The 19,724-nt window shown below is 71.2% G+C and carries 17 protein-coding genes and 2 tRNA genes; 9 read left to right on the forward strand and 10 right to left on the reverse strand.

What is annotated here, in order from left to right; all coding sequences use genetic code 11:
* Nucleotides 1–43 precede the first annotated feature (43 nt).
* The 3 genes from ABH935_RS44725 to ABH935_RS44735 all read right to left on the reverse strand — a co-directional run bounded on the left by ABH935_RS44725 (nucleotide 44) and on the right by ABH935_RS44735 (nucleotide 2,096).
* Nucleotides 44–166 carry a hypothetical protein gene (locus tag ABH935_RS44725; protein WP_370384093.1) on the reverse strand — a complete coding sequence of 41 codons (123 nt, stop codon included), beginning with the start codon at nucleotides 164–166 and terminating at the stop codon, nucleotides 44–46.
* Complete coding sequence (locus ABH935_RS44730; RefSeq protein ID WP_370384094.1) at nucleotides 163–987, reverse strand: ATP-binding cassette domain-containing protein; 825 nt, start codon at nucleotides 985–987, stop codon at nucleotides 163–165. The genes ABH935_RS44725 and ABH935_RS44730 overlap by 4 nt, the downstream gene beginning before the upstream one ends.
* 191 nt (nucleotides 988–1,178) lie before the next feature.
* Nucleotides 1,179–2,096 carry an oxidoreductase gene (locus tag ABH935_RS44735; RefSeq protein WP_370384095.1) on the reverse strand — a complete coding sequence of 306 codons (918 nt, stop codon included), beginning with the start codon at nucleotides 2,094–2,096 and terminating at the stop codon, nucleotides 1,179–1,181.
* A 102-nt stretch (nucleotides 2,097–2,198) separates the two neighbouring features.
* Between ABH935_RS44735 and ABH935_RS44740 the strand changes: the two genes are divergently transcribed.
* Nucleotides 2,199–2,810, forward strand: a complete 612-nt coding sequence (locus ABH935_RS44740) for a TetR family transcriptional regulator (RefSeq protein WP_370384096.1) — start codon at nucleotides 2,199–2,201, stop codon at nucleotides 2,808–2,810.
* 47 nt (nucleotides 2,811–2,857) lie between these two features.
* On the forward strand, nucleotides 2,858–3,670 hold the full coding sequence (locus tag ABH935_RS44745) for a hypothetical protein (protein WP_370384097.1): 813 nt from the start codon (nucleotides 2,858–2,860) through the stop codon (nucleotides 3,668–3,670).
* A gap of 36 nt (nucleotides 3,671–3,706) precedes the next feature.
* Here ABH935_RS44745 and ABH935_RS44750 read toward each other — a convergent pair whose 3' ends face one another.
* The 4 genes from ABH935_RS44750 to ABH935_RS44765 all read right to left on the reverse strand — a co-directional run bounded on the left by ABH935_RS44750 (nucleotide 3,707) and on the right by ABH935_RS44765 (nucleotide 7,773).
* A complete protein-coding gene (locus ABH935_RS44750) occupies nucleotides 3,707–5,116 on the reverse strand; it encodes an NAD(P)/FAD-dependent oxidoreductase (protein WP_370384098.1) in 1,410 nt (469 codons plus the stop codon).
* Nucleotides 5,104–5,769: a pyridoxamine 5'-phosphate oxidase family protein gene (locus ABH935_RS44755; protein ID WP_370384099.1), complete on the reverse strand. Its 666-nt coding sequence runs from the start codon at nucleotides 5,767–5,769 to the stop codon at nucleotides 5,104–5,106. Before ABH935_RS44755 ends, ABH935_RS44750 begins: the two co-directional genes overlap by 13 nt.
* Before the next feature lie 71 nt (nucleotides 5,770–5,840).
* Entirely contained in the window at nucleotides 5,841–7,217 is a 1,377-nt protein-coding gene (locus ABH935_RS44760; RefSeq protein ID WP_370384100.1) for an aspartate aminotransferase family protein, read from the reverse strand.
* 64 nt (nucleotides 7,218–7,281) lie between these two features.
* Nucleotides 7,282–7,773 (reverse strand): Lrp/AsnC family transcriptional regulator, encoded by a 492-nt coding sequence (locus ABH935_RS44765; protein ID WP_370384101.1) that lies wholly within the window; start codon nucleotides 7,771–7,773, stop codon nucleotides 7,282–7,284.
* A gap of 154 nt (nucleotides 7,774–7,927) precedes the next feature.
* Here ABH935_RS44765 and ABH935_RS44770 point away from each other — a divergent pair, with 154 nt between their 5' ends.
* The 5 genes from ABH935_RS44770 to ABH935_RS44790 all read left to right on the forward strand — a co-directional run bounded on the left by ABH935_RS44770 (nucleotide 7,928) and on the right by ABH935_RS44790 (nucleotide 12,576).
* On the forward strand, nucleotides 7,928–9,367 hold the full coding sequence (locus tag ABH935_RS44770) for a gamma-aminobutyraldehyde dehydrogenase (RefSeq protein ID WP_370384155.1): 1,440 nt from the start codon (nucleotides 7,928–7,930) through the stop codon (nucleotides 9,365–9,367).
* A gap of 91 nt (nucleotides 9,368–9,458) precedes the next feature.
* Nucleotides 9,459–10,664, forward strand: a complete 1,206-nt coding sequence (locus tag ABH935_RS44775; RefSeq protein ID WP_370384102.1) for a hypothetical protein — start codon at nucleotides 9,459–9,461, stop codon at nucleotides 10,662–10,664.
* Between the two features lie 16 nt (nucleotides 10,665–10,680).
* Nucleotides 10,681–10,753, forward strand: a tRNA-Asp gene (locus ABH935_RS44780).
* Nucleotides 10,754–10,846: 93 nt separating this feature from the next.
* Nucleotides 10,847–10,919: transfer RNA gene (locus ABH935_RS44785), tRNA-Arg, on the forward strand.
* Between the two features lie 112 nt (nucleotides 10,920–11,031).
* The gene (locus ABH935_RS44790) at nucleotides 11,032–12,576 is read left to right on the forward strand and encodes a DHA2 family efflux MFS transporter permease subunit (protein ID WP_370384103.1); all 1,545 of its coding nucleotides are present in this window, start codon (nucleotides 11,032–11,034) and stop codon (nucleotides 12,574–12,576) included.
* A 2-nt stretch (nucleotides 12,577–12,578) separates the two neighbouring features.
* On the opposite strand, the gene ABH935_RS44795 is transcribed toward ABH935_RS44790, so the two are convergent.
* The 3 genes from ABH935_RS44795 to aceE all read right to left on the reverse strand — a co-directional run bounded on the left by ABH935_RS44795 (nucleotide 12,579) and on the right by aceE (nucleotide 18,566).
* Complete coding sequence (locus ABH935_RS44795) at nucleotides 12,579–12,914, reverse strand: hypothetical protein (RefSeq protein WP_370384104.1); 336 nt, start codon at nucleotides 12,912–12,914, stop codon at nucleotides 12,579–12,581.
* Nucleotides 12,915–13,011: 97 nt separating this feature from the next.
* The gene (locus tag ABH935_RS44800) at nucleotides 13,012–15,414 is read right to left on the reverse strand and encodes a tetratricopeptide repeat protein (protein WP_370384105.1); all 2,403 of its coding nucleotides are present in this window, start codon (nucleotides 15,412–15,414) and stop codon (nucleotides 13,012–13,014) included.
* Nucleotides 15,415–15,791: 377 nt separating this feature from the next.
* Nucleotides 15,792–18,566, reverse strand: a complete 2,775-nt coding sequence (aceE, locus tag ABH935_RS44805; protein ID WP_370384106.1) for a pyruvate dehydrogenase (acetyl-transferring), homodimeric type — start codon at nucleotides 18,564–18,566, stop codon at nucleotides 15,792–15,794.
* A 172-nt stretch (nucleotides 18,567–18,738) separates the two neighbouring features.
* Here aceE and ABH935_RS44810 point away from each other — a divergent pair, with 172 nt between their 5' ends.
* Both ABH935_RS44810 and ABH935_RS44815 read left to right on the forward strand, forming a co-directional pair.
* Nucleotides 18,739–18,972 (forward strand): DUF1918 domain-containing protein, encoded by a 234-nt coding sequence (locus ABH935_RS44810; protein ID WP_194911269.1) that lies wholly within the window; start codon nucleotides 18,739–18,741, stop codon nucleotides 18,970–18,972.
* A 35-nt stretch (nucleotides 18,973–19,007) separates the two neighbouring features.
* The gene (locus ABH935_RS44815) at nucleotides 19,008–19,523 is read left to right on the forward strand and encodes a DUF3052 domain-containing protein (RefSeq protein WP_370348924.1); all 516 of its coding nucleotides are present in this window, start codon (nucleotides 19,008–19,010) and stop codon (nucleotides 19,521–19,523) included.
* Nucleotides 19,524–19,724 lie beyond the last annotated feature (201 nt).

The following is a 19,724-nucleotide window of genomic DNA, read 5'->3' on the forward strand; positions in this document are numbered from 1 at the left end:
GAGCCAGCTGGCGTGGTGGCCGCCGGGGTGGTGGTCAGGGCGCTCATCGCGAGGCCTCCAAGCCGGAAGCGCCGTACGGCTGCGTGGCGGTGTCGCGGGGGCGGTCGACGGGGGTGGTCGAGCCGGCCGGCGTGGTGGCTGCCGGGGTGGTGGTCAGGGCGCTCATCGTCCGCGCTCCGATCCGGATCCCACCGACGACGAGAACCGGTGCTCGCCCCGCGCGTGCCGGCCGATCCGGTGCGGCAGGCCCCGTGACTGGTGGCCCATCATCGCGGCCGGGTCGGTGATCGGAGCGGCGACCGCCGGGACGGCTGGTTCGGCGACTGCCTCGGCGACTTCTTCCGCCGCCTCAGCCGCGGCGACCTTCACCGTGATCCGCCGGTCCGCCCAGCCGATCACGTCCGGGTCGTCGCTGGCGACCACGATCGTCAGGCCGTGCGTGCCGCAGGCCGCGCGCAGGATCCGCAGCAGGTGGAAGCGCTCCGGCGCGCTCAGGCCCTCGGTCGGGTCCTCGGCTAGCAGCACCGCCGGGTCCAGCACCAGCGCCCGGGCCAGTGCCACGCGGCGCATCTCCGACGGGGTCAGCTCCGCGACCCGCCATTCGGCGCAGTGGACGGCGTCCAGGCGCTCCAGCCAGCGCAGCGCGCGGCGGCGGGCCTCCTGGCGTCCGAGGCCGGTCAGGATCAACGGCAGGGCCGTGTTCTCCAGGACCGTGAGTTCGGCCAGCAGTTTGCCGACGCGCGGGGCGACGGCGCACTGAGCGTGGGCGAAGCGCAGCCGGGCCGCCGGCCGCAGGGTGTGCAGCGGCTCGCCCTTCAGCCACAGTCCGCCCGGCCACGCCGGGTCGGTGCCGGACAGTGCGCGCAGGAACGCTTCGTCGCAGGCGCCGCTGAGGGCCACGATCTCGCCTTCGCCGACGGCGAGGGAGACCGCGTCGGGCCCGAAGTCGCGGGCCAGCAGGATCGGGTTGTCAGACGGGATGCTCACGAGCAGCCGTGTGCCCTGAAGGGCGCAACCGGCTAACCAACGTTGCGCCGGATGTGCGACCCTCCCGCGTCGGACCAGCGGCGGGGGGAGGAGGCGTCGGGAGTCGCGGAATGCGTGCCGGATACTCCCGCGCGAACTACAGTCTTCGAACAGCGCGGAATCCATAGTAAAAGCGGGAATCCGGCCCGGAGCTACAGCGGGAACACGACCCCGGTCAGCTTCTCCGACTCCTCCCACAGCCGCGCCGCCACCGCCGGATCCTGCGCGCGCCTGCTCGGCTGCACCAGCTCCGGGTAGCCGCGCATCTCCATGAACTTGGCGGAGCCGTAGTACTGGCCGCCGACCACGTCCGGCGCGACCGCGGCCCGCACCTCGGGCAGCACGCCGATCGACGCCTTCTGGGCGAACAACGGATTGCCGACGTGCATGATCGCCTTGCGCCAGCCGGTCGGCCCGGCGAACTGCAGGTTCGTGGCCGAATACCCCGGGTGTGCCATCAGCGAGCGCACCGGCGAGCCGGCGGCGCTGAGCCGGCGCTGCAACTCCAGGCCGAACAACAGGTTCGCCAGCTTCGACTGCGCGTAGGCGGCGTTGGGGTTGTAGCCCTTGGTCCGCATCAGATCGTCGAAGTCGATCGAGCCCTGCTTGTGGAGGGTCGAGGAGACGGTCACCACGCGCGGGTCGCTGCCTTCGGTCAGCAGGTCCAGCAGCAGCCCGGTGAGCGCGAAGTGTCCGAGGTGGTTGGTGCCGAACTGCACCTCGAAGCCCTGCTTCGTCTGCCCCTGCGGCGCCATCATGACGCCGGCGTTGTTGATCAGGACGTCGACGCCGACCTTGTCGTCGTGCAGCCCCTGGGCGAAGGCCCGCACCGAGTCCAGGTCGGCCAGGTCCAGCGTGCGCAGCTCCAGCGACGCGCCCGGCACGTCCTGGCCGATCCGGGCCGCCGCGGCCTCGCCCTTGACCCGGCTGCGCGCAGTCATCACCACGTGCGCGCCGTTCCCGGCCAGCAGCCGCGCGGCCTCCAGCCCCAGGCCGCTGTTCGCGCCGGTGACCACGAACGTGCGTCCGGTCAGGGCCGGGATCGCGTCGGCGGTCCACTTCGTGCTCATGGCTTCCTCCTCGTACGGTGCGGTCTGCTGCACACGATGCCTTGCTTGGCACTCAGTGTCAACAATGACCCTCAGGCGCCGATCCGCTGCTACTGTGGTCGGGTGAGGCGCAGAACCGAAGAGCCCGGACTGACGCTGGCCGAGCGCAAACGCCGGCTGGTCCGCGACGAGTTGGCCGAGGCCGCGCTGCGCCTGCTGGCCCGGCAGGGCTTCGAGGAGACGACCGTCGACGAGCTCGCCGCCGCCGCGGGCGTCAGCCGGCGGACGTTCTTCCGGTACTTCGCGTCCAAGGAGGACGTCGTCATCTCCTCCGTCGTCGTGGTCTGCGAGGGCATCGTCGCCGAGGTCGGCGCGCGGCCGGCCGACGAGCCGCCGGCGGTCGCGATCCGCGAGGCGGTCAAGACCGTCACCGTCGAGGACTTCGCCGAGGACCGCGAGAAGTCGGTGGCCCTGATCCGCCACACCATGCAGATCCCCGCCCTCCGAGCGCGTTTCGCCGAACGCCAGGACCTGCTGCGCGACGACCTCGCCGCGGTCCTGGCCCGCCGCGCCGGCCGCGAGGCCCCGAGCCCGCGCGACCAGTTCGCCGCCGGCCTCGGCCTGCTCGCCTTCGCCGGCGCCATGCAGCACTGGGCCGCCTCCGACGGCCGGGCGGACCCCGCCTCCGTCCTCGACGCCGCGTTCGAAGAGGCTGGTCAAGCCTTCGCGGTCTGAGATAGGTTCCGGGCGTCGTCTGTTCGCGGCGAGCCGAGGGGTGGGACATGGAATTCGCCGAGTGGGTCGTGTCGGGGCTCGACCAACTGCGGCTCGGGCGACTGCCCGCCGGAAACGACTTCTACGCCACGGCTTCAGCCGGCCTCGGCGACGATCCCCGTCTGCCCGCCTATATGAACAGCGGCGACCCGTCGGCGCGCGCCGAGCTGGTCCAGGTGATCGCGGCCGCGGTGGCCGCGAACCCGGGCTTCGAGGAGCGGCTGCGGACCGCGGCCGCCGCCACGCAAGCGCAGGGCCAAGCACTGACCCAGACGCAGACCCAGACCCAGACACAGCTGCAGGTCCCGTTTCAGGGCCAGGCGCCGTTCCCCGCAAGCGCCGGGAAGCCACCATTCCTCAAGACCACCAACGGCATCCTGGTGCTGGCAGCGGCTGCCGTGCTCGTGGTCGGCGGCGGCGTCGGCCTGGCCCTGGGCCTGTCCGGCAGCAGCAGCGGCAACCTCGCCGCGATCCTGAAGGGCACCTGGTCCTGCCAGGCCTCCGGCCCCGGCGCCGCCGACACCGGCGGCACCCCCCTCAGCTTCACGGTCGGCGACGGCACCTGGAACGCCGGCACCGCGAGCGGCACCTGGAAGCAGGACGGCAGCAGCGCGACACTGCACGACGCCAACGACCCGACCAACGACGTGAAGGCGAACGGCCTGCCCACCGGCGCCGGCGCCTTCGACGTCACCCTCGGCAACGTCGGCGACTCCTCGCAACTGGTGTCGATCCACATCAAGGGCACGCTCGCCGCGCACAAACTCACGGTCGCGCTGCCCGGCGACAACGGAGATCTCGACCTCACCTGCACCAAGTAGCCGCGACGGATCGGCCGTCTCTCCACATCCCCTGAATCAGTGCCCGAGGAAACGCCCGAACGCCTTCGCGCGCACCGAAGCCTTCCCGGTCCGCTCCTCCTCAGCATCGGCCGCGCTCATTGTCCGCAGCCCGATGTTCGCCCCGAGCCAGCGGAACGGCTCCGGCTCCCACCGCGGCGAGCGGTGGTTCACCCACGGCAGGCGCGTCCGCTCGGTGTCGTCGCCCGTCAGCAAGTCCGCGAGCGTGCGCCCGGCCAGGTTGGTGGCGCCCACGCCGTCGCCGACGTAGCCGCCGGCCCAGCCCAGCCGCCGCGCCGGGTCGTAGCAGACCGAGGCGAACCAGTCGCGCGGCACGCCGAGCGCGCCGCCCCAGCGGTGCGTGAACGTCGTGTCCTTCAACACCGGGAACAGTTCGCGCAGGGTGCGGCGGATCTCGGCGTGCACGCGGTCGTCGCGGTCGAAGTCGGCTTCGATGCGCGAGCCGAAGTGGTACGGCGCGCCGCGACCGCCGAACGCCAGGCGGCCGTCGGCGGTGCGCTGGCCGTAGATGATCAGGTGGCGGAAGTCAGAGAAGGTCTGGCGCTCGGCCAGCCCGATCTGCTCCCAGACCGCGTCCGGCAGCGGCTCGGTCGCGACCATCAGCGAGTAGACCGGTGCCAGATCGCGCTGGAAGCCGGCGATCGACGGCGTGTAGCCCTCGGTCGCGCGCACGACCTTGCCAGCCCGGACGTGCCGGCCGTCCGCGGTCTCCACGACGCCGTCGCGGATCGCCGTGACCGCCGTGTGCTCGTGGATCGTGACGCCGAGCCGCTCGACCGCCTCGGCCAGGCCGCGCGCCAGCAGCGCGGGCTGGATCGCCGCGCAGTGCGGGGTGAACGTGCCGCCGAGCACGTGCGTCGCGCCGGCCATCGCCGAGGCCTCGGACGCACTCAGGAGCCTGACGTCCTCCTCGCCGAAGCCGTACGAACGCTCCTCCTCGACCGAGGCCTTCGCGCGTTCCAGCTGGATCGGCGTGCGGGCCAGGATGACGGTGCCGCCCTTGGCGAAGTGGCAGTCGATGCCCTCGGCCGCCACGACGCGCCCGACCTCGTCGACGGTCTCGTTCAGCGTGCGCTGCAAGGCGACCGCGCGGTCTCGGCCGCCGCTGGTTTTCGCAACCTTGGCGATCTTCGCCAGCGAGGACGGGAACAACGACGAACACCAGCCGCCGTTGCGGCCGGAGGCGCCGAACCCGGCGAACTCGCGCTCCAGCACCACGATCCGCAGCGACGGATCGGCCTTGGCGAGGTAGTACGCGGTCCACAGGCCGGTGTAGCCGGCGCCGACGATCGCGATGTCGGCCTCGATGTCGCGATCCGGCGCGGGCCGGCTCGGCGCGGCGTCGGTGGCTGAAGCCTGTTCCAGCCACAGCGAGAGATTGCCGTCGAGGGTGCTCACCGACGCCACTTCCTGATGGAGGCGGGCACGTCGATACCCGGGTCGAGATTCGCCGCCGGCCTCGGGTCGCAGTACACCTCGTGCAGCGGTACGACCCCGGCCCACACCGGCGAATCCAGGTCGTCCGGATCGTCGTCGGGGTCGCCGGTCGAGATCTTCACCGAGGCCTCGGTCAGCGGCAGAGCCAGCACCACGGTCGCCGCGAGTTCCTTGCGCTTCGGCGCGCGCAGCTCCTGCCAGCGGCCGGGCATCAGGTGCTCGGTGATCCGCTCCAGTGCCGCCTCCTTCTCGCTCTCCGGCAGCATCCGGCAGGTCCCCAGGACCATCGCACCCCGATAGTTCATCGAGGATTCGAAGGCCGAGCGCGCCACCACCAGACCGTCGAGCAGCGTGACGGTGAGACACGTCGGCGCGCCCTCGGCCAGCGCGCGGAACAGCCGCGAGCCGGTCGAGCCGTGGAACAGCACTCGCTCGCCGTCCCGCGCGTAGGCGACCGGGAGGATGTACGGCTGCGCCGCGCCGTTCGGGCCGCTGTTGTCGGTGACCGCGACGTGCGCGACCAGGCCGGCGTCCAGGACCGTGTGCAGCGCGGCGCGGTCGGTGGCGGCCTTCTCGGGCAGTCGGCGGACTCGGGTTCGTGATGTGGAGCCCAGAGCGTTCATCTGTATCAGAACCATTCAGGGGGAGAAAAGGCGCCTCCGGCAAGGGGACCGAAGGCGCCAGGCTTGCGCGGCTACAGCCGCGTCCAGGCCTCGGTGAGCACCGAGCGCAGCGTCTGCTCGATCTCGTCGAACTCGCTCTGCCCGACGATCAGCGGCGGCGCCAGCTGCACCACCGGGTCGCCGCGGTCGTCGGCGCGGCAGTACAGGCCGGCGTCGAACAGCGCCTTGGACAGGAAGCCGCGCAGCAGGCGCTCGGACTCGTCGTCGTCGAACGTCGCCTTCGTGGCCTTGTCCTTCACCAGCTCGATGCCGTAGAAGAACCCGTCGCCGCGCACGTCGCCGACGATCGGCAGGTCCTTGAGCTTCTCCAACGTCGAGCGGAACGCGCCCTCGTGGTCCAGCACGTGCTGGTTCAGGCCCTCGCGCTCGAACAGCTCCAGGTTGGCCAGCGCCACCGCCGAGGAGACCGGGTGGCCGCCGAAGGTGTAGCCGTGCGGGAAGTAGTTGGTGCCCTCGTAGAACGGCGCCGCGATGCGGTCCGACACGATGGTCGCGCCGATCGGCGAGTAGCCGGACGTCATGCCCTTGGCGCAGGTGATGATGTCCGGGACGTAGTCGAACTTGTCGCAGGCGAACATCGTGCCCAGCCGGCCGAACGCGCAGATGACCTCGTCGGAGACCATCAGGACGTCGTACTCGTCGCAGATCTCGCGCAGCCGCCGGAAATATCCGGGCGGCGGCGGGAAGCAGCCGCCGGAGTTCTGCACCGGCTCGACGAACACCGCCGCGACGGTGTCCGGGCCCTCGGTGAGGATCATGTTCTGGACCTGGTTGGCGCACCAGATCCCGAACTCCTCCTCGCTCATGCCGGGCACGCCGGTGATCTCGTCGGCGCGGTAGTAGTTCGTGTTCGGCACCTTGTGCGCGCCGGGGACCAGCGGCTCGAAGTACTTCTTGGCGTCCGGGATGCCGGTGATGGACAGCGCGCCGTGCGGGGTGCCGTGGTAGGCGATGTTCCGGGAGATCACCTTGTGCTTCATCGGCTTGCCGACCAGCTTGAAGTACTGCTTGGCCAGCTTCCACGCGGTCTCCACCGCCTCGCCGCCGCCGGTGGTGAAGAACACCTTGTTCAGGTCGCCGGGGGCGTAGTGGGCCAGCCGGTCGGCCAGCTCGATCGCCTGCGGGTGCGCGTAGCTCCACAGCGGGAAGAAGGCCAGCTCCTGGGCCTGCTTGTAGGCCGCCTCGGCGAGCTCCACGCGGCCGTGCCCGGCCTGCACGACGAACAGGCCCGCCAGGCCGTCCAGGTAGCTCTTGCCGTTGCTGTCGTAGATGCGCGCGCCCTCGCCCCGGACGATCGTGGGCACGGGGTTGTCCTTGTACCCGGACATCCGGGTGAAGTGCATCCAGAGATGGTCGTAGGCGGATTTGTCCTGGCTGTCGGTGCTCATTCTCTTCCTCGCGTCAAGGAGTGGATCGTTCGGGGCGGCGCCGCCGCGGGCGTCGTTCTTGCCGTTACAGAGCGCCCCAGGTGTACGTTTGCTTGCGAAGCTTCAGGTAGACGAAAGATTCGGTCGACCGGACCTGCGGGAGAGCACGGATCCGCTTGTTGATGATCTCCAGGAGGTGGTCGTCGTCCGCGCAGACCACCTCGACCAGCAGGTCGAAGGACCCGGCGGTCATCACCACGTAGTCCACCTCGGCCATCGACGCCAGGGCGTCGGCCACCGGCTCCAGGTCGCCCTCGGCGCGGATGCCGATCATCGCCTGGCGGTGGAAGCCCACGGTCAGCGGGTCGGTCACGGCCACGATCTGCATCACGCCGGCGTCGATCAGCTTCTGCACCCGCTGGCGCACCGCCGCCTCGCTCAGGCCCACGGCGCGGCCGATCGTCGCGTAGGCGCGCCGTCCGTCCTGCTGGAGCTGTTCGATGATGGCCTTGGACAGGGGGTCCAAGTGGTAGCCGCCGGCGGCGCCGCTGGCCCGGTCGTTCGTCCTGTCGGTCACGAAAGGGATTGTGACAACGGGAACGGTATCTTGGCAAGGCTTCCTCGATGGAATCCGTACGCGAGGGCGTTTTTGAGCACTGAATCCATCGTCACAGTCAACCCAACTGTGTAGGCTGGTCTCATCCAGGCCGGCCCTGACCCAAGAGGAGAGCATCACCGTGGAACCACGCCAGCTGCGCAACTACGTGGGCGGCAAGCCGGTCGACACCGTGTCCGGCCGGACCAGCCAGATCATCGACCCGGTCACCGAGCAGGTGGTCGCGAACGCGCCGATCTCCGAGCCCGACGACGTCGACGCCGCGATGCGCGCCGCTGCCGAGGCCTTCCCGGCCTGGCGCGACACCACCCCCTCGGAGCGGCAGCGGCTGCTGCTGAAGGTGGCCGACGCGATCGAGGCGCGCGCCGCCGAGATCGTCGCGGTGGAGTCGCAGAACACCGGCAAGCCGCTGGGCCTGACCGCCTCGGAGGAACTGCCCCCGATGGTGGACCAGATCCGGTTCTTCGCCGGCGCCGCCCGGATGCTGGAGGGCACGGCCTCGGGTGAGTACATGGCCGGACACAGCTCCTGGATCCGGCGCGAGCCGGTCGGGGTCTGCGCGCAGGTGGCGCCCTGGAACTACCCGGCGATGATGGCGGTCTGGAAGTTCGCGCCGGCCGTCGCCGCGGGCAACACCGTGGTGCTCAAGCCCTCCGACACCACGCCGATGTCCACTCTGCTGATGGCCGAGATCATCGGCGAGATCCTGCCGGCCGGCGTGTTCAACGTGATCTGCGGCGACCGCGACACCGGCCGCGCCATGGTCGAGCACAAGACCCCGGCGATGGCCTCGATCACCGGCTCGGTGCGGGCCGGCATGGAGGTGGCCAAGAGCGCCGCCGCCGACGTCAAGCGCGTGCACCTGGAGCTCGGCGGCAAGGCCCCGGTCATCGTCTACGCCGACGCCGACCTGGACGCCGCGGTCGAGGGCATCTCGGTCGCCGGGTTCTTCAACGCTGGACAGGACTGCACGGCCGCCACCCGCGTGCTCGTCGAGGACTCGGCGTACGAGGCCTTCGTCGAGAAGCTGACCGAGGCCGCGAAGAACACCAAGACCGGCAACCCGGACGACGAGGACGTGCTGTACGGCCCGCTGAACAACGCCAACCAGCTGCGCCACGTCACCGGCTTCATCGACCGGCTGCCGGCGCACGCGAAGGTGGAGACCGGCGGGACCCGGGTCGGGGACGTGGGCTTCTTCTTCGCCCCGACCGTCGTCTCCGGGCTGCGGCAGGACGACGAGATCATCCAGAACGAGGTCTTCGGACCGGTGATCACGGTGCAGAAGTTCTCCGGCGAGGAGCAGGCGCTCAGCTGGGCCAACGGGGTGGAGTTCGCGCTGGCCTCGTCGGTGTGGACCAAGGACCACGGCAAGGCGATGCGCGCGGCGAAGGCGCTGGACTTCGGGTGCGTGTGGATCAACACGCACATCCCGCTGGTCGCCGAGATGCCGCACGGCGGGTTCAAGCACTCCGGGTACGGCAAGGACCTGTCGATGTACGGGTTCGAGGACTACACGCGGATCAAGCACGTGATGAGCAACATCGAGGGCTGACACCTCGCGCGCACCCACGGCGGCGCACCCACGGTGGGCCGGCTCGGGAAATCCCGGGCCGGCCCGACGCGCGTTCGACCATGATGAGCCCATGGACGCGAGCGCCCACTTCCGTGAACGCGGCGAGCTGATCACACACCTGATGTCCGGCACGCTGGACGCCGCGGACGTGGTGGTGCACACCCGCCCGGCGGTGGAACTCCTGGGCCTGCTGGTGCCGATCGACTCGTTGACCCAGGACTACCTGAGCGGTCGCGAGCCGCGGGGGCTCCGTGTCACCCGCAGCGAATTCGAGCCCTGGCGCCGGCAGCTGCTCGCGGTCGTCGCGGCGTTGGTGGAGCGGTGGGTCGGGGACGACGAGGATTCCTGGCTGGCATTGGCGATGCGGGCCGGTTCCCACCGCGGCTCGGTGCCGGAGCTGATCGACTCCGTCGTGCGTCCGGAGCGCGCGGATCCCGAATCGTGGTCGGGCCGGGCTCCGCGCTGGCCGCGTGGCGTGGACGCCTCGGCGGTGCTGTTGGCGATGGCGCCGCCCGGGACACTGGAGGCGTTCCTCGGTGAGTGCGCCACGAACGAGGCGGCCGGCGGGATCCTGACGCGCATGCTGGACCGCGGTCCGCTGCACCCGAAGTTCGTCGACTACGCGCTCAGTGCCCTGGGGACAGACTCCATGCGCGCGGCGCTCCACCGGAATCCGGCCTACGAGCTCGCGAAGGTTCGGGCGCACGTACTGCGGGAGCGGCACGACATCGCAGTGCTGGAGCATGCGTACTTCACGCCGGGGGCCGACGGCGCGCTGCGAGTCGGCCTGGTCCGCTTGGCGGAGGCGGCCGGCGGCTTCCGGCCCGATTTCGTGTCCCGGTTGAAGACGCACAACAAGGACGCCTCGGTGCTGGAGCCCTTGCTGGTGTCCGACGATCCGGTGCTGGTGCACTGGGTTCTGCGGCGCGTCAACAGCAGCCTGACAGAGTCGGCGATCCGCTGGGCCGCTTACGCGACGCTGGCTCTCACAACCGGCCCGGAGCCGGTGTGGGCATTGGAGCAGGAGCGCGTCGGCGCGTTGTCGCGGATGGCCGAGCCGGTGCGGGCCTCGATCCTGGCGGGGTCGGTGGATCCGATCCTGGACGCCGCCGACGGCGCGCTGGGGAACGCCGGGCTTCCGCGGACGCCGATCGACCTCGGCGCTCCGCTGATCGAGCCGCCGCCGTACACGGAGCTGATCGAGGAGTTCGTGGACCGCGACGCGTATCGGACGGCCGTGGTGGACGGCCTCGTCGGCGACCGGGCCGCGCTGTAGATAGGGTGCACCACTGCCGGGTGTGGTGCAGAGGCAGTCACGCCGTCTTGTCAGGACGGAGGACGTCGGTTCGAATCCGGCCGCCCGGTCTTTCGCCGAACCGCGTCGCCAAACGTCGCCGAACACTGTCGCGCGAGGGCGGGCTTTCGTGCCATGATCCTGACACGCGGCGGCGGGTGAATCCAGGCGTAGCGCAGAGGAAGGCGCGTCGCACTACGGATGCGGAGGACGCCGGTTCGAATCCGGCCGCCTGGGCCCCGCGAGTCGCCGCCGCGCACCCCGTGTCATGGTCCTGCCAGCCCCGCGCCCCTGACGGCGTGCGCTCGTCCCCAGCCCGTGACACGATGGGCCGCATGGTGAGTGAGCCGTGACCCCGGTTGCCTCCGCCGAAGCGGGCAGCGTCCGACTGGGCACTCCGATCGGCCGCGGCGTCCTGGCGACCACCATCCTCGGCTCGGCGATGGCGTTCCTCGACGGGACCGTCGTGAACATCGCGCTGCCGCGGATCGGCCACCAGTTCGGGGCGTCGCTGGCCGGTCTGCAGTGGACCGTGACCGGCTACACGCTGACGCTGGCGGCGTTCGTGCTCGTCGGCGGCTCGCTCGGCGACCGCTTCGGCCGCCGCCGGGTGTTCCTGATCGGCGTGATCTGGTTCGCGCTCGCCTCCCTGGCCTGCGGCCTGGCCCCGAACCTGGGCTTCCTGATCGCGTTCCGCGCGATCCAGGGCGTGGGCAGCGCGCTGCTGACGCCCGGCGCCCTGGCGCTGATCCAGTCCGTCTTCCACCCCGACGACCGCGCCAAGGCCGTCGGGGCCTGGTCCGGCCTGGCGAGCATCGCCGGCGCGGCCGGCCCGCTGGTCGGCGGGTACCTGATCGAGTACGCGTCGTGGCGCTGGATCTTCCTGATCAACCTGCCGCTGGCGGTCGCGGTGGTGGCGATCGCGCTGCGCTATGTGCCGGAGTCGAAGGAACTGGTCGCGGGCCACTTCGACCTGCCCGGCGCGGTCCTCGGCGCGCTGGGACTGGCCGGCGTCACCTACGCGCTGGTCGAGGCCGGGGCCAAGGGGCTGGGGTCGGCGAGCGTGATCGTGACGGCGCTGGCCGGGATCGCGGCGCTGGTCGCCTTCGTGCTGGTCGAACGGCGCTCGCCGGCCCCGATGATGCCGCTGTCGCTGTTCAGCTCGCGGGAGTTCAGCGCGGCCAACGCCCTGACGCTGACCGCGTACGGGGCGCTTGGAGCGCTGTTCTTCTTCTTCGCCACCTACCTGCAGGTGGTCGGCGGCTACAAGCCGCTGCAGGCGGGCCTGGCGTCGCTGCCCACCACGATCGTGATGATGACGCTGTCCTCCCGGGTCGGCGCCCTGACCACGAAGCTCGGCGCGCGCCGCCTGATGACCGCCGGCGGCGTGCTGACCGCGATCGGCACGCTGATCCTGGCGACCTCCGGGCACCACCCGAACTACTGGGGGCACATCCTGCCCGCGCTGCTGGTGTTCTCGCTGGGCATGGTGATGGTCGCGGTCCCGGTGACCGTGACGGTGCTGAACTCGACCACCACCGACCGCGCGGGCATCGCCAGCGGCGTGAACAACGCGGTGGCGCGCGCCGCCGGGGCGCTGGCGGTGGCGGCGTTCCCGCTGCTGGTGGGGCTGAAGGGCGACGGGTACGCGGACCCGGCGAAGCTGGAGCCGGCGTTCAGCAAGGCGATGGTCCTGTCCGCGGTGTTGTTCGCGGTGAGCGGCGCGATCGCGTGGTTCGGCATCCGCGACGCGGCGACCCGGCCGACCCCGGAGCACCACGTCGAGGAACCGCAGTGCACGACGTGCCTGCCGATAGGCAGCCCGGGGCTGGAGCCGGATCGCCGGCGGGGAGCGGGGAGCGCTCCGGCGGGAGTGGGCGGCGCGGCGGTGTGAGATCAGCCGCCGGTCACGCTGCCCGGGTCGGACTGGGAGACAGACTGGGAGACCCCGCCTGAGATCTCGCTCGGGTCGGGCTGCTTGACGGCGCCGGAAGTCTCGCTCGGGTCGGGCTGCTTGACCGCACCCGACGTCTCGCTCGGGTCCGGCTGCTTGACCGCACCACCGGTGTAGTTCGGGTCCGGCTGGGTGACGGCGCCGGAGATCTCGCTCGGGTCCGGCTGCTTGACGGCACCACCGGTGTAGCCCGGCGCCGGCCGTTCGACGGCACCGCCTGTGACCTCTCCCGGATCGGGCCGCTCGACGCCGCCTTCGTGCTCCGGATCGGCATTCATGGAATTCCCCCGTTCGTAGTGAATATGACCTCTGATATCAAGCTACGCCGGTCGTGATCCGGAGGCGACCGGCGCCTCGCGCCCGACCCGTCGGGGTTTACCCTCCAAGCTCCGCCAACCGCTCCCGCGTCACGGCCGCCTCCGGCGATCCCAGCGCCTCGAAAACCGCCAGCGCCTCCCGCAACACCTCCCGGGCCTCCGCAGGCCGCGAGAGCGCCCTCAGCGGCCGTGCCAGCGACCGCAGCGCCTCCGCCTCGACCGGGCGGTCGCCGGCTTCGCGGGCGGCGGCCAGCGACAGGCGGTAGTCCTCCTCGGCCTCCGCCAGGCGGCCCAGGTCCACACAGACCTCTGCGAGGTTGAACAGGATGATCGCCTCGTACCGGCGGTTGCCGGCCTCGCGCGCCGCCGCCCACGCCTCCGTCTGTGCCGTGCGGGCCTCCTCCAGGCGCTTGGCCTCGTGCAGCATGTTGCCCAGGTTCGTCAGGGACGAGGCCAGGTTCTGCGGGTTCCCCACCTCGCGGAACAGCTCCAGGCCGCGCAGGTGCATCTGCTCGGAGGTGGCGTAGTCGCCGAGGCGGCTGTGGCAGCCGGCGATGTTGCCCAGGATCGAGGCCACCTGCGGCAGGTCGCCCAGCTCCTCGGCCACCGCCAGGCCCGCGTGGTAGACCTCGACCGCCTTCTCGTACTCCTGCACGTCGTACAGGGCCAGCCCGAGGCCGTTCAGCAGGCGGTTCTCCGCCACCCGGTCGCCGATCTCGCGCGCGCTGGCCAGGCCCGTCTCGTAGCCGGCCCGCCAGTGGGTCCAGTCCTTGCGCAGCTGGTAGCAGCCCAGCAGCGTCACCGGCAGCCGCAGCGCGAGCTCGTGCCGGCCGGTGTCGGCGGCGAGGGCCAGGACCGCGCTGAGGTTCCCGCGCTCGGCGTCGTACCAGGCCATCGCCTCCGGCGCGGAGTCGAAGCGGGGCGGCGCCGGCTCGCCCGGGCGCGGCGGCAGCGGCTCCAGCAGGCGCCGCTTCTCGACGGTGCGCGACACGCTCTCGGCGGTGTGCAGGTACCACGTCAGCAAACGTGCCAGCGCCTCGTCACGCTCCGCCGCGCTCTCGTCGATCTCGGCGCGCTCGACCGCATAGGCGTGCAGCAAGTCGTGCAGCTCGTACCGGTCGGCGGTGCGCTGCTCGACCAGGTTCTCGTCGACCAGCGACTCCAACGCGCTCCGCGCCGCGGCCTCCGTCGTCCCCATCAGCGCCGCCACCGCACCGGTCGTGAACCCCCGGCCGGGATGCAGGCTGAGCATCCGGAAGGCGCGCGCCGTATCCGTCGGCAGATCGCGGTAGGACAGATCGAACACCGGACGCAGCTCGCGGCTCCCGGCCCGCACCGCGTCCAGCCCGCTGTCCCGCAGATAGGCCGCCAGCCGTTCCAAGCTCCACGCCGGCCGCGACCGCAGCCGCGCCGCCGCCAACGACACCGCCAGCGGCAGCAGCCCGCACAGCCGCACCACCTGTTCGGCGGCGTCCGGCTCGGCCGCGACCCGCTCCTCGCCGACCACGCGGGCCAGCAACTCCAGCGCGTCGCGCAGCGGGAACACGTCCAGGCGGAACAGGCGCGCGCCGTCCAGCCCGGCCAGGCTCCGTCGGCTGGTGACCAGCACCAGGCAGCGCGGATCGGCCGGGATCAGGTCGGCGACCTGCGCCTCGTCGGCGGCGTTGTCCAGCACCAGCAGCGCGTCGCGGCCGGCGATCCGGTCCCGGAACATCGCGGCCCGCTCGGCCCGGTCCGCCGGGATCCGCCGCGCCGGCACCTCCAGCTGCCGCAGGAACGAATCGAGCACGTCGGCCGGGTCGGCCGGCGCCGCGTCGGCGTCGAAGCCGCGCAGGTTCACGTAGAGCTGGACGTCGGCGAAGCGGCCGGCGCGCACCAACTCGTGCGCGGCGCGGATGACCAGCTGGGTCTTGCCGACGCCGGCCATGCCCTCGATCGCGGAGACCACGACGGCGCGGGGCGGGGCGATATCAGTCCCGCTGATATCGCTGCTTCCGTAGGCCGCGGTGCCGGCGTCGGCCGCGTCAGCCATCTCGGTCGCGTCCGCTGTGCCGACCAGCCCCATCAGCGCGGCCAACTCTTCCTGTCGGCCGGTGAACGTCGCCAGCTCCGCCGGCAGCTGGCGGAACACCCCGGCGGTTCCGGTCGGGCGCCTCGTCGCGTGCGCTGCCACGCACGCCGCGCGCCAGCGCGGGACCTGCGCCTCGGGGACGCCGAGAGCCAGCACGATCGCCGCGACCAGTTCCTGGTTCAGCCGGCGCCGGCTCGGATCGAAGACGTCGCTGACCGTCGAGTGCGTGATCTCCTGGGGCGGCTTCAGCAGCGGCCCGACGCGCTTGGCGAGCACGCGGAACGACGGCGAGCCGGCGTGGGCCCGCAGCATCCGCAGCCGCTCGATGAAGTCGGCAAGATCCACCGCACCCGCGGGATCGGGCGCCGCGGAGGCCGTCTCGTCCGTCACAGAACCCCTTCCGTGGCACCGCTTCCGAGGATCGCCGCAGGTCTACGGCTTGCGGACGAGTGTACGGAGTTGTACGGGATTCTCGCTTCCAGGTATCGCCAATGCATAACCTCGACCCTGCGAGTCGCGCAACTGACGGTGCGGCGGCAACCTGGCTGCGTGGGGCGGAGCCAGGGTTGCCCCCACAGTGGATCGGGGGGTTGCGACGGCCGACTTCACCGCGTCTTGCGGAACTCGTGGGGGGTTCCGCAAGGCGCGGCTGTGGTTTTCCCGCCGCCGCCGGCTGCGCGAGCGAGCCGACCACACCGGCCGAACAAAAAGCGCCCCGGCCGTCGAGTTCCGACGGCCGGGGCGCTCTAGTGCGCCTGGAGTGTGCGCTACGCCTCGCCGCCGGTCGGACCGGCGCCCGCGGCGCGCACGTCGTGCAGCTGGTACTTGCGGACCGCCTCGGCCGGGGCCTCCCGCTTGACCTCGCCGCGCTTGGCGAGCTGGGCCAGGACCGCGGTCACCACCGACTCGGCGTCGATGTGGAAGAACCGGCGCGCGGCGCCGCGGGTGTCCGCGAAGCCGAAGCCGTCGGCGCCCAGCGAGGTGTACCGCTGCGGCGACGTCGCGTCGCCCGGCACCCACTGCGCGATCTGGTCCGGGACCGCGCGCATCCAGTCCGAGACCGCCACGATCGGGCCCTCGGTGGCGCCCAGGGTCTGCGTGACGTACGGCGTGCGCGGCTCCTCCTCGGGGTAGAGCAGCGCGCGCTCGTCGGCGGCCAGCGCGTCGCGGCGCAGCTCGGTCCACGAGGTGGCCGACCACACGTCCGCCGCCACGCCCCACTCCTCGGCCAGCATCTGCTGCGCCTTCAGAGCCCAGGTGACGCCGACGCCCGAGGCCAGGATCTGTGCTTTAGGCCTGTCGGCAGGGCCCTCCGGGGCGGCCGCGTAGCGGTACAGGCCCTTGAGGATGCCCTCGGTGTCCACCCCGGCCGGCTCAGCGGGCTGCTGGTACGGCTCGTTGTAGACGGTGACGTAGTAGAACACGTCCTCGCCGTGCGGGTGCTCCTCGGAGGACCCGTACATGCGGCGCAGACCGTCCTGCACGATGTGGCTGATCTCGAAGGCGAACGCCGGGTCGTAGGCGACCGCCGCCGGGTTGGTGGAGGCCAGCAGGTGCGAGTGGCCGTCGGCGTGCTGCAGGCCCTCGCCGGTCAGCGTGGTGCGGCCGGCCGTGGCGCCCAGCACGAAGCCGCGACCGAGCTGGTCGGACATCTGCCAGAACTGGTCGCCGGTGCGCTGGAACCCGAACATCGAGTAGAAGATGTAGACCGGGATCGTGGCCTCGCCGTGCGTGGCGTAGGAGCTGCCCGAGGCCACCAGGGACGCCGTGGACCCGGCCTCGCTGATGCCCTCGTGCAGGATCTGGCCCTGCGTGGACTCCTTGTACGACAGGAGCAGGTCGCGGTCCACCGCGTCGTAGGTCTGGCCGTGCGGCGAGTAGATCTTCGCGGTCGGGAACAGCGAGTCCATGCCGAAGGTGCGGGCCTCGTCCGGGATGATCGGCACGAACCGCGCGCCGATGTTCTTGTCCCGCATCAGGTCCTTGAGCAGCCGGACGAAGGCCATGGTGGTGGCCATCGCCTGCTTGCCGGAGCCCTTCTTCAGCTGCCCGTAGACGTCGTCGCCGGGCAGGATCAGCGGCTTGCTGCGGATCTGCCGGCGCGGCAGGTAGCCGCCGAGCGCGGCGCGGCGCTCCTTCATGTACTGGATCTCGGGGGAGTTCTCGCCCGGGTGGAAGTACGGCGGCAGGTCCGCCTCCAGCTGGGCGTCCGTGATCGGCAGGTGCAGCCGGTCGCGGAAGCTCTTGAGCTCGGCCTTGGTGAGCTTCTTCATCTGGTGCGTGGCGTTGCGGGCCTCGAAGTGCTCGCCGAGGGTCCAGCCCTTGATGGTGTGGGCGAGGATCACGGTCGGCTGGCCGGTGTGCTCGCGGGCCGCCTTGAACGCCGCGTACACCTTGCGGTAGTCGTGGCCGCCGCGCGAGAGCGTGCGCAGCTGGTCGTCCGACATGTCGCCGACCATCTTGCGCAGCCGGGCGTCGTCCCCGAAGAAGTTCTCGCGGATGTAGGCGCCGGACTCCACCGAGTAGGTCTGGAACTGGCCGTCGGGCGTGGTGTTCATCTTGTTCACCAGCGCGCCGTCGGTGTCCTGGGCCAGCAGCGGGTCCCAGTCGCGTCCCCAGATCACCTTGATGACGTTCCAGCCGGCGCCGCGGAAGGTGGACTCCAGCTCCTGGATGATCTTGCCGTTGCCGCGCACCGGGCCGTCCAGGCGCTGCAGGTTGCAGTTGATCACGAAGGTCAGGTTGTCCAGCTCGTCGCGCGCGGCCAGGCCGATCGCGCCGAGCGACTCCGGCTCGTCGGTCTCGCCGTCGCCGAGGAACGCCCATACGTGGCTGCGCGAGGTGTCCGCGATGCCGCGGGAGTACATGTACTTGTTGAACCGGGCCTGGTAGATCGCGCCGATCGGGCCCAGGCCCATCGACACGGTCGGGAACTCCCAGAAGTCCGGCATCAGGCGCGGGTGGGGGTAGGAGGACAGGCCGAAGGGCGCCTGGGAGGTCTCCTGGCGGAAGCCGTCCAGGTGCTGCTCGGTGAGCCGGCCCTCAAGGAACGCGCGGGCGTAGATGCCCGGCGAGGCGTGGCCCTGGAAGTAGACCTGGTCGCCGGACTCGCCGTGGTCCTTGCCGCGGAAGAAGTGGTTGAAGCCCACCTCGTACAGCGACGCGGCCGAGGCGTAGGTGGCGATGTGGCCGCCGACGCCCAGGCCCGGACGGTTCGCCCGGGACACCATGATGGCGGCGTTCCACCGGATGAACGCCCGGATCCGGCGCTCGATGTCCTCGTCGCCGGGGAACCAGGGCTCGGCCTCCGGCGGGATCGTGTTGATGTAGTCCGTGGAGCGCAGGCCGGGCACGCCGACCTGTTTCGCGCGGGCTTCCTGCAGGAGGCGCAGCATCAGGTACCGCGCGCGCTGGCGGCCCTGTTCGTTGACGACTGAGTCCAGGGACTCGATCCACTCCGCGGTCTCGTTCGGGTCCACGTCCGGCAGCTGAGTGGGCAGGCCGTCACTGATGATGGGGAAACGCTCTTGTCCGGGTGCCACAGTCGTCCTTCAACCTAGACAGAGATCTTGTAGATCTTCTCGGTTACATCGTCCACCATCGTCTAACGCGCATGCCGTGGACGTCACATCTACTCGATGGTAACCGTTATAGATCGGTATAAATGCGTGCCGAGGGGTGGTCATCGCCGGGAGCCGGGTGTGAACTGGAGACATGCGAGCTTCAGTGGGAGACCGGCTTCACGTGCACGCCGCCCACGTCGGCGAGGCCGACCGGGCCGGCGAGATCATCGACGTCAAGGGGCCCGCCGGCACCCCTCCCTACCTGGTGCGCTTCGACGACGGGCATCAAGGACTGGTGTTCCCAGGACCCGACGCGGTGGTCGAGGGGCGCCCCGTGGAGGACCTCTCGGGCGACACCGCGCCGGACTCGCCGTCCGACGGGTAGTTGCGTCTTGGGCTTCCGGCGTATGGACTAGGGGAATGCAGAACGACATGAAGGAGGACAGTTCCGTGGGCGCGGTCGCGGACACGGTTCCGGCGGCCGCCGCCAATCCGCTGGCGGTGCGCCTGGGCTTCCAGGCGGGCGAGGTGGTGCAGGAACTCGGCTGGGACGAGGACTGCGACGAGGAACTGCGTCAGGCCATCATGGACACGATCGGCGCGGATCTGGTCGACGTGGACTTCGAAGACGTGGTCGACGCGGTGGTGCTGTGGCACCGCGAGGACGACGGCGACCTGGTGGACAACCTGGTCGACGCGCTGACCGCGCTGGCCGACGGCGGTCCGATCTGGCTCCTGACGCCCAAGGTGGGGCGCGACGGCCACGTGGAGCCCAGCGAGATCGGCGAGGCGGCCCCGACCGCCGGACTGTCGGCGACCTCCAGCATCAGCGCCGGCCCGAACTGGTCCGGCACCCGCCTGGTGAGCCCGAAGGCCGGCGGCAAGCTGGCGAAGTCCACGGTCCGGGCCAAGGTCGACGACAGCGCGGGGAACTAGCGGCGATGTCCTCCCCGAACGGGCCGCCTGGCGGCGGCCCTTCCACCACCCATCTCTCAAACGGTTCGGTCTCCGGCGGTCTGGTGTCCGGCGGTCTGGTGTCCAGCGGTCCGGCGCGGTCCGGTGCTGTCGGCGTGTCCGGGGCCTCAGGGCCCTCCGGGGCGTCCGGCGTCCCGGGCGTGTCCGGGGCCTCCGGCGGGT

Origin of the sequence: Catenulispora sp. GAS73 (genome assembly GCF_041262085.1) — a bacterium.
Lineage (GTDB): Bacteria > Actinomycetota > Actinomycetes > Streptomycetales > Catenulisporaceae > Catenulispora.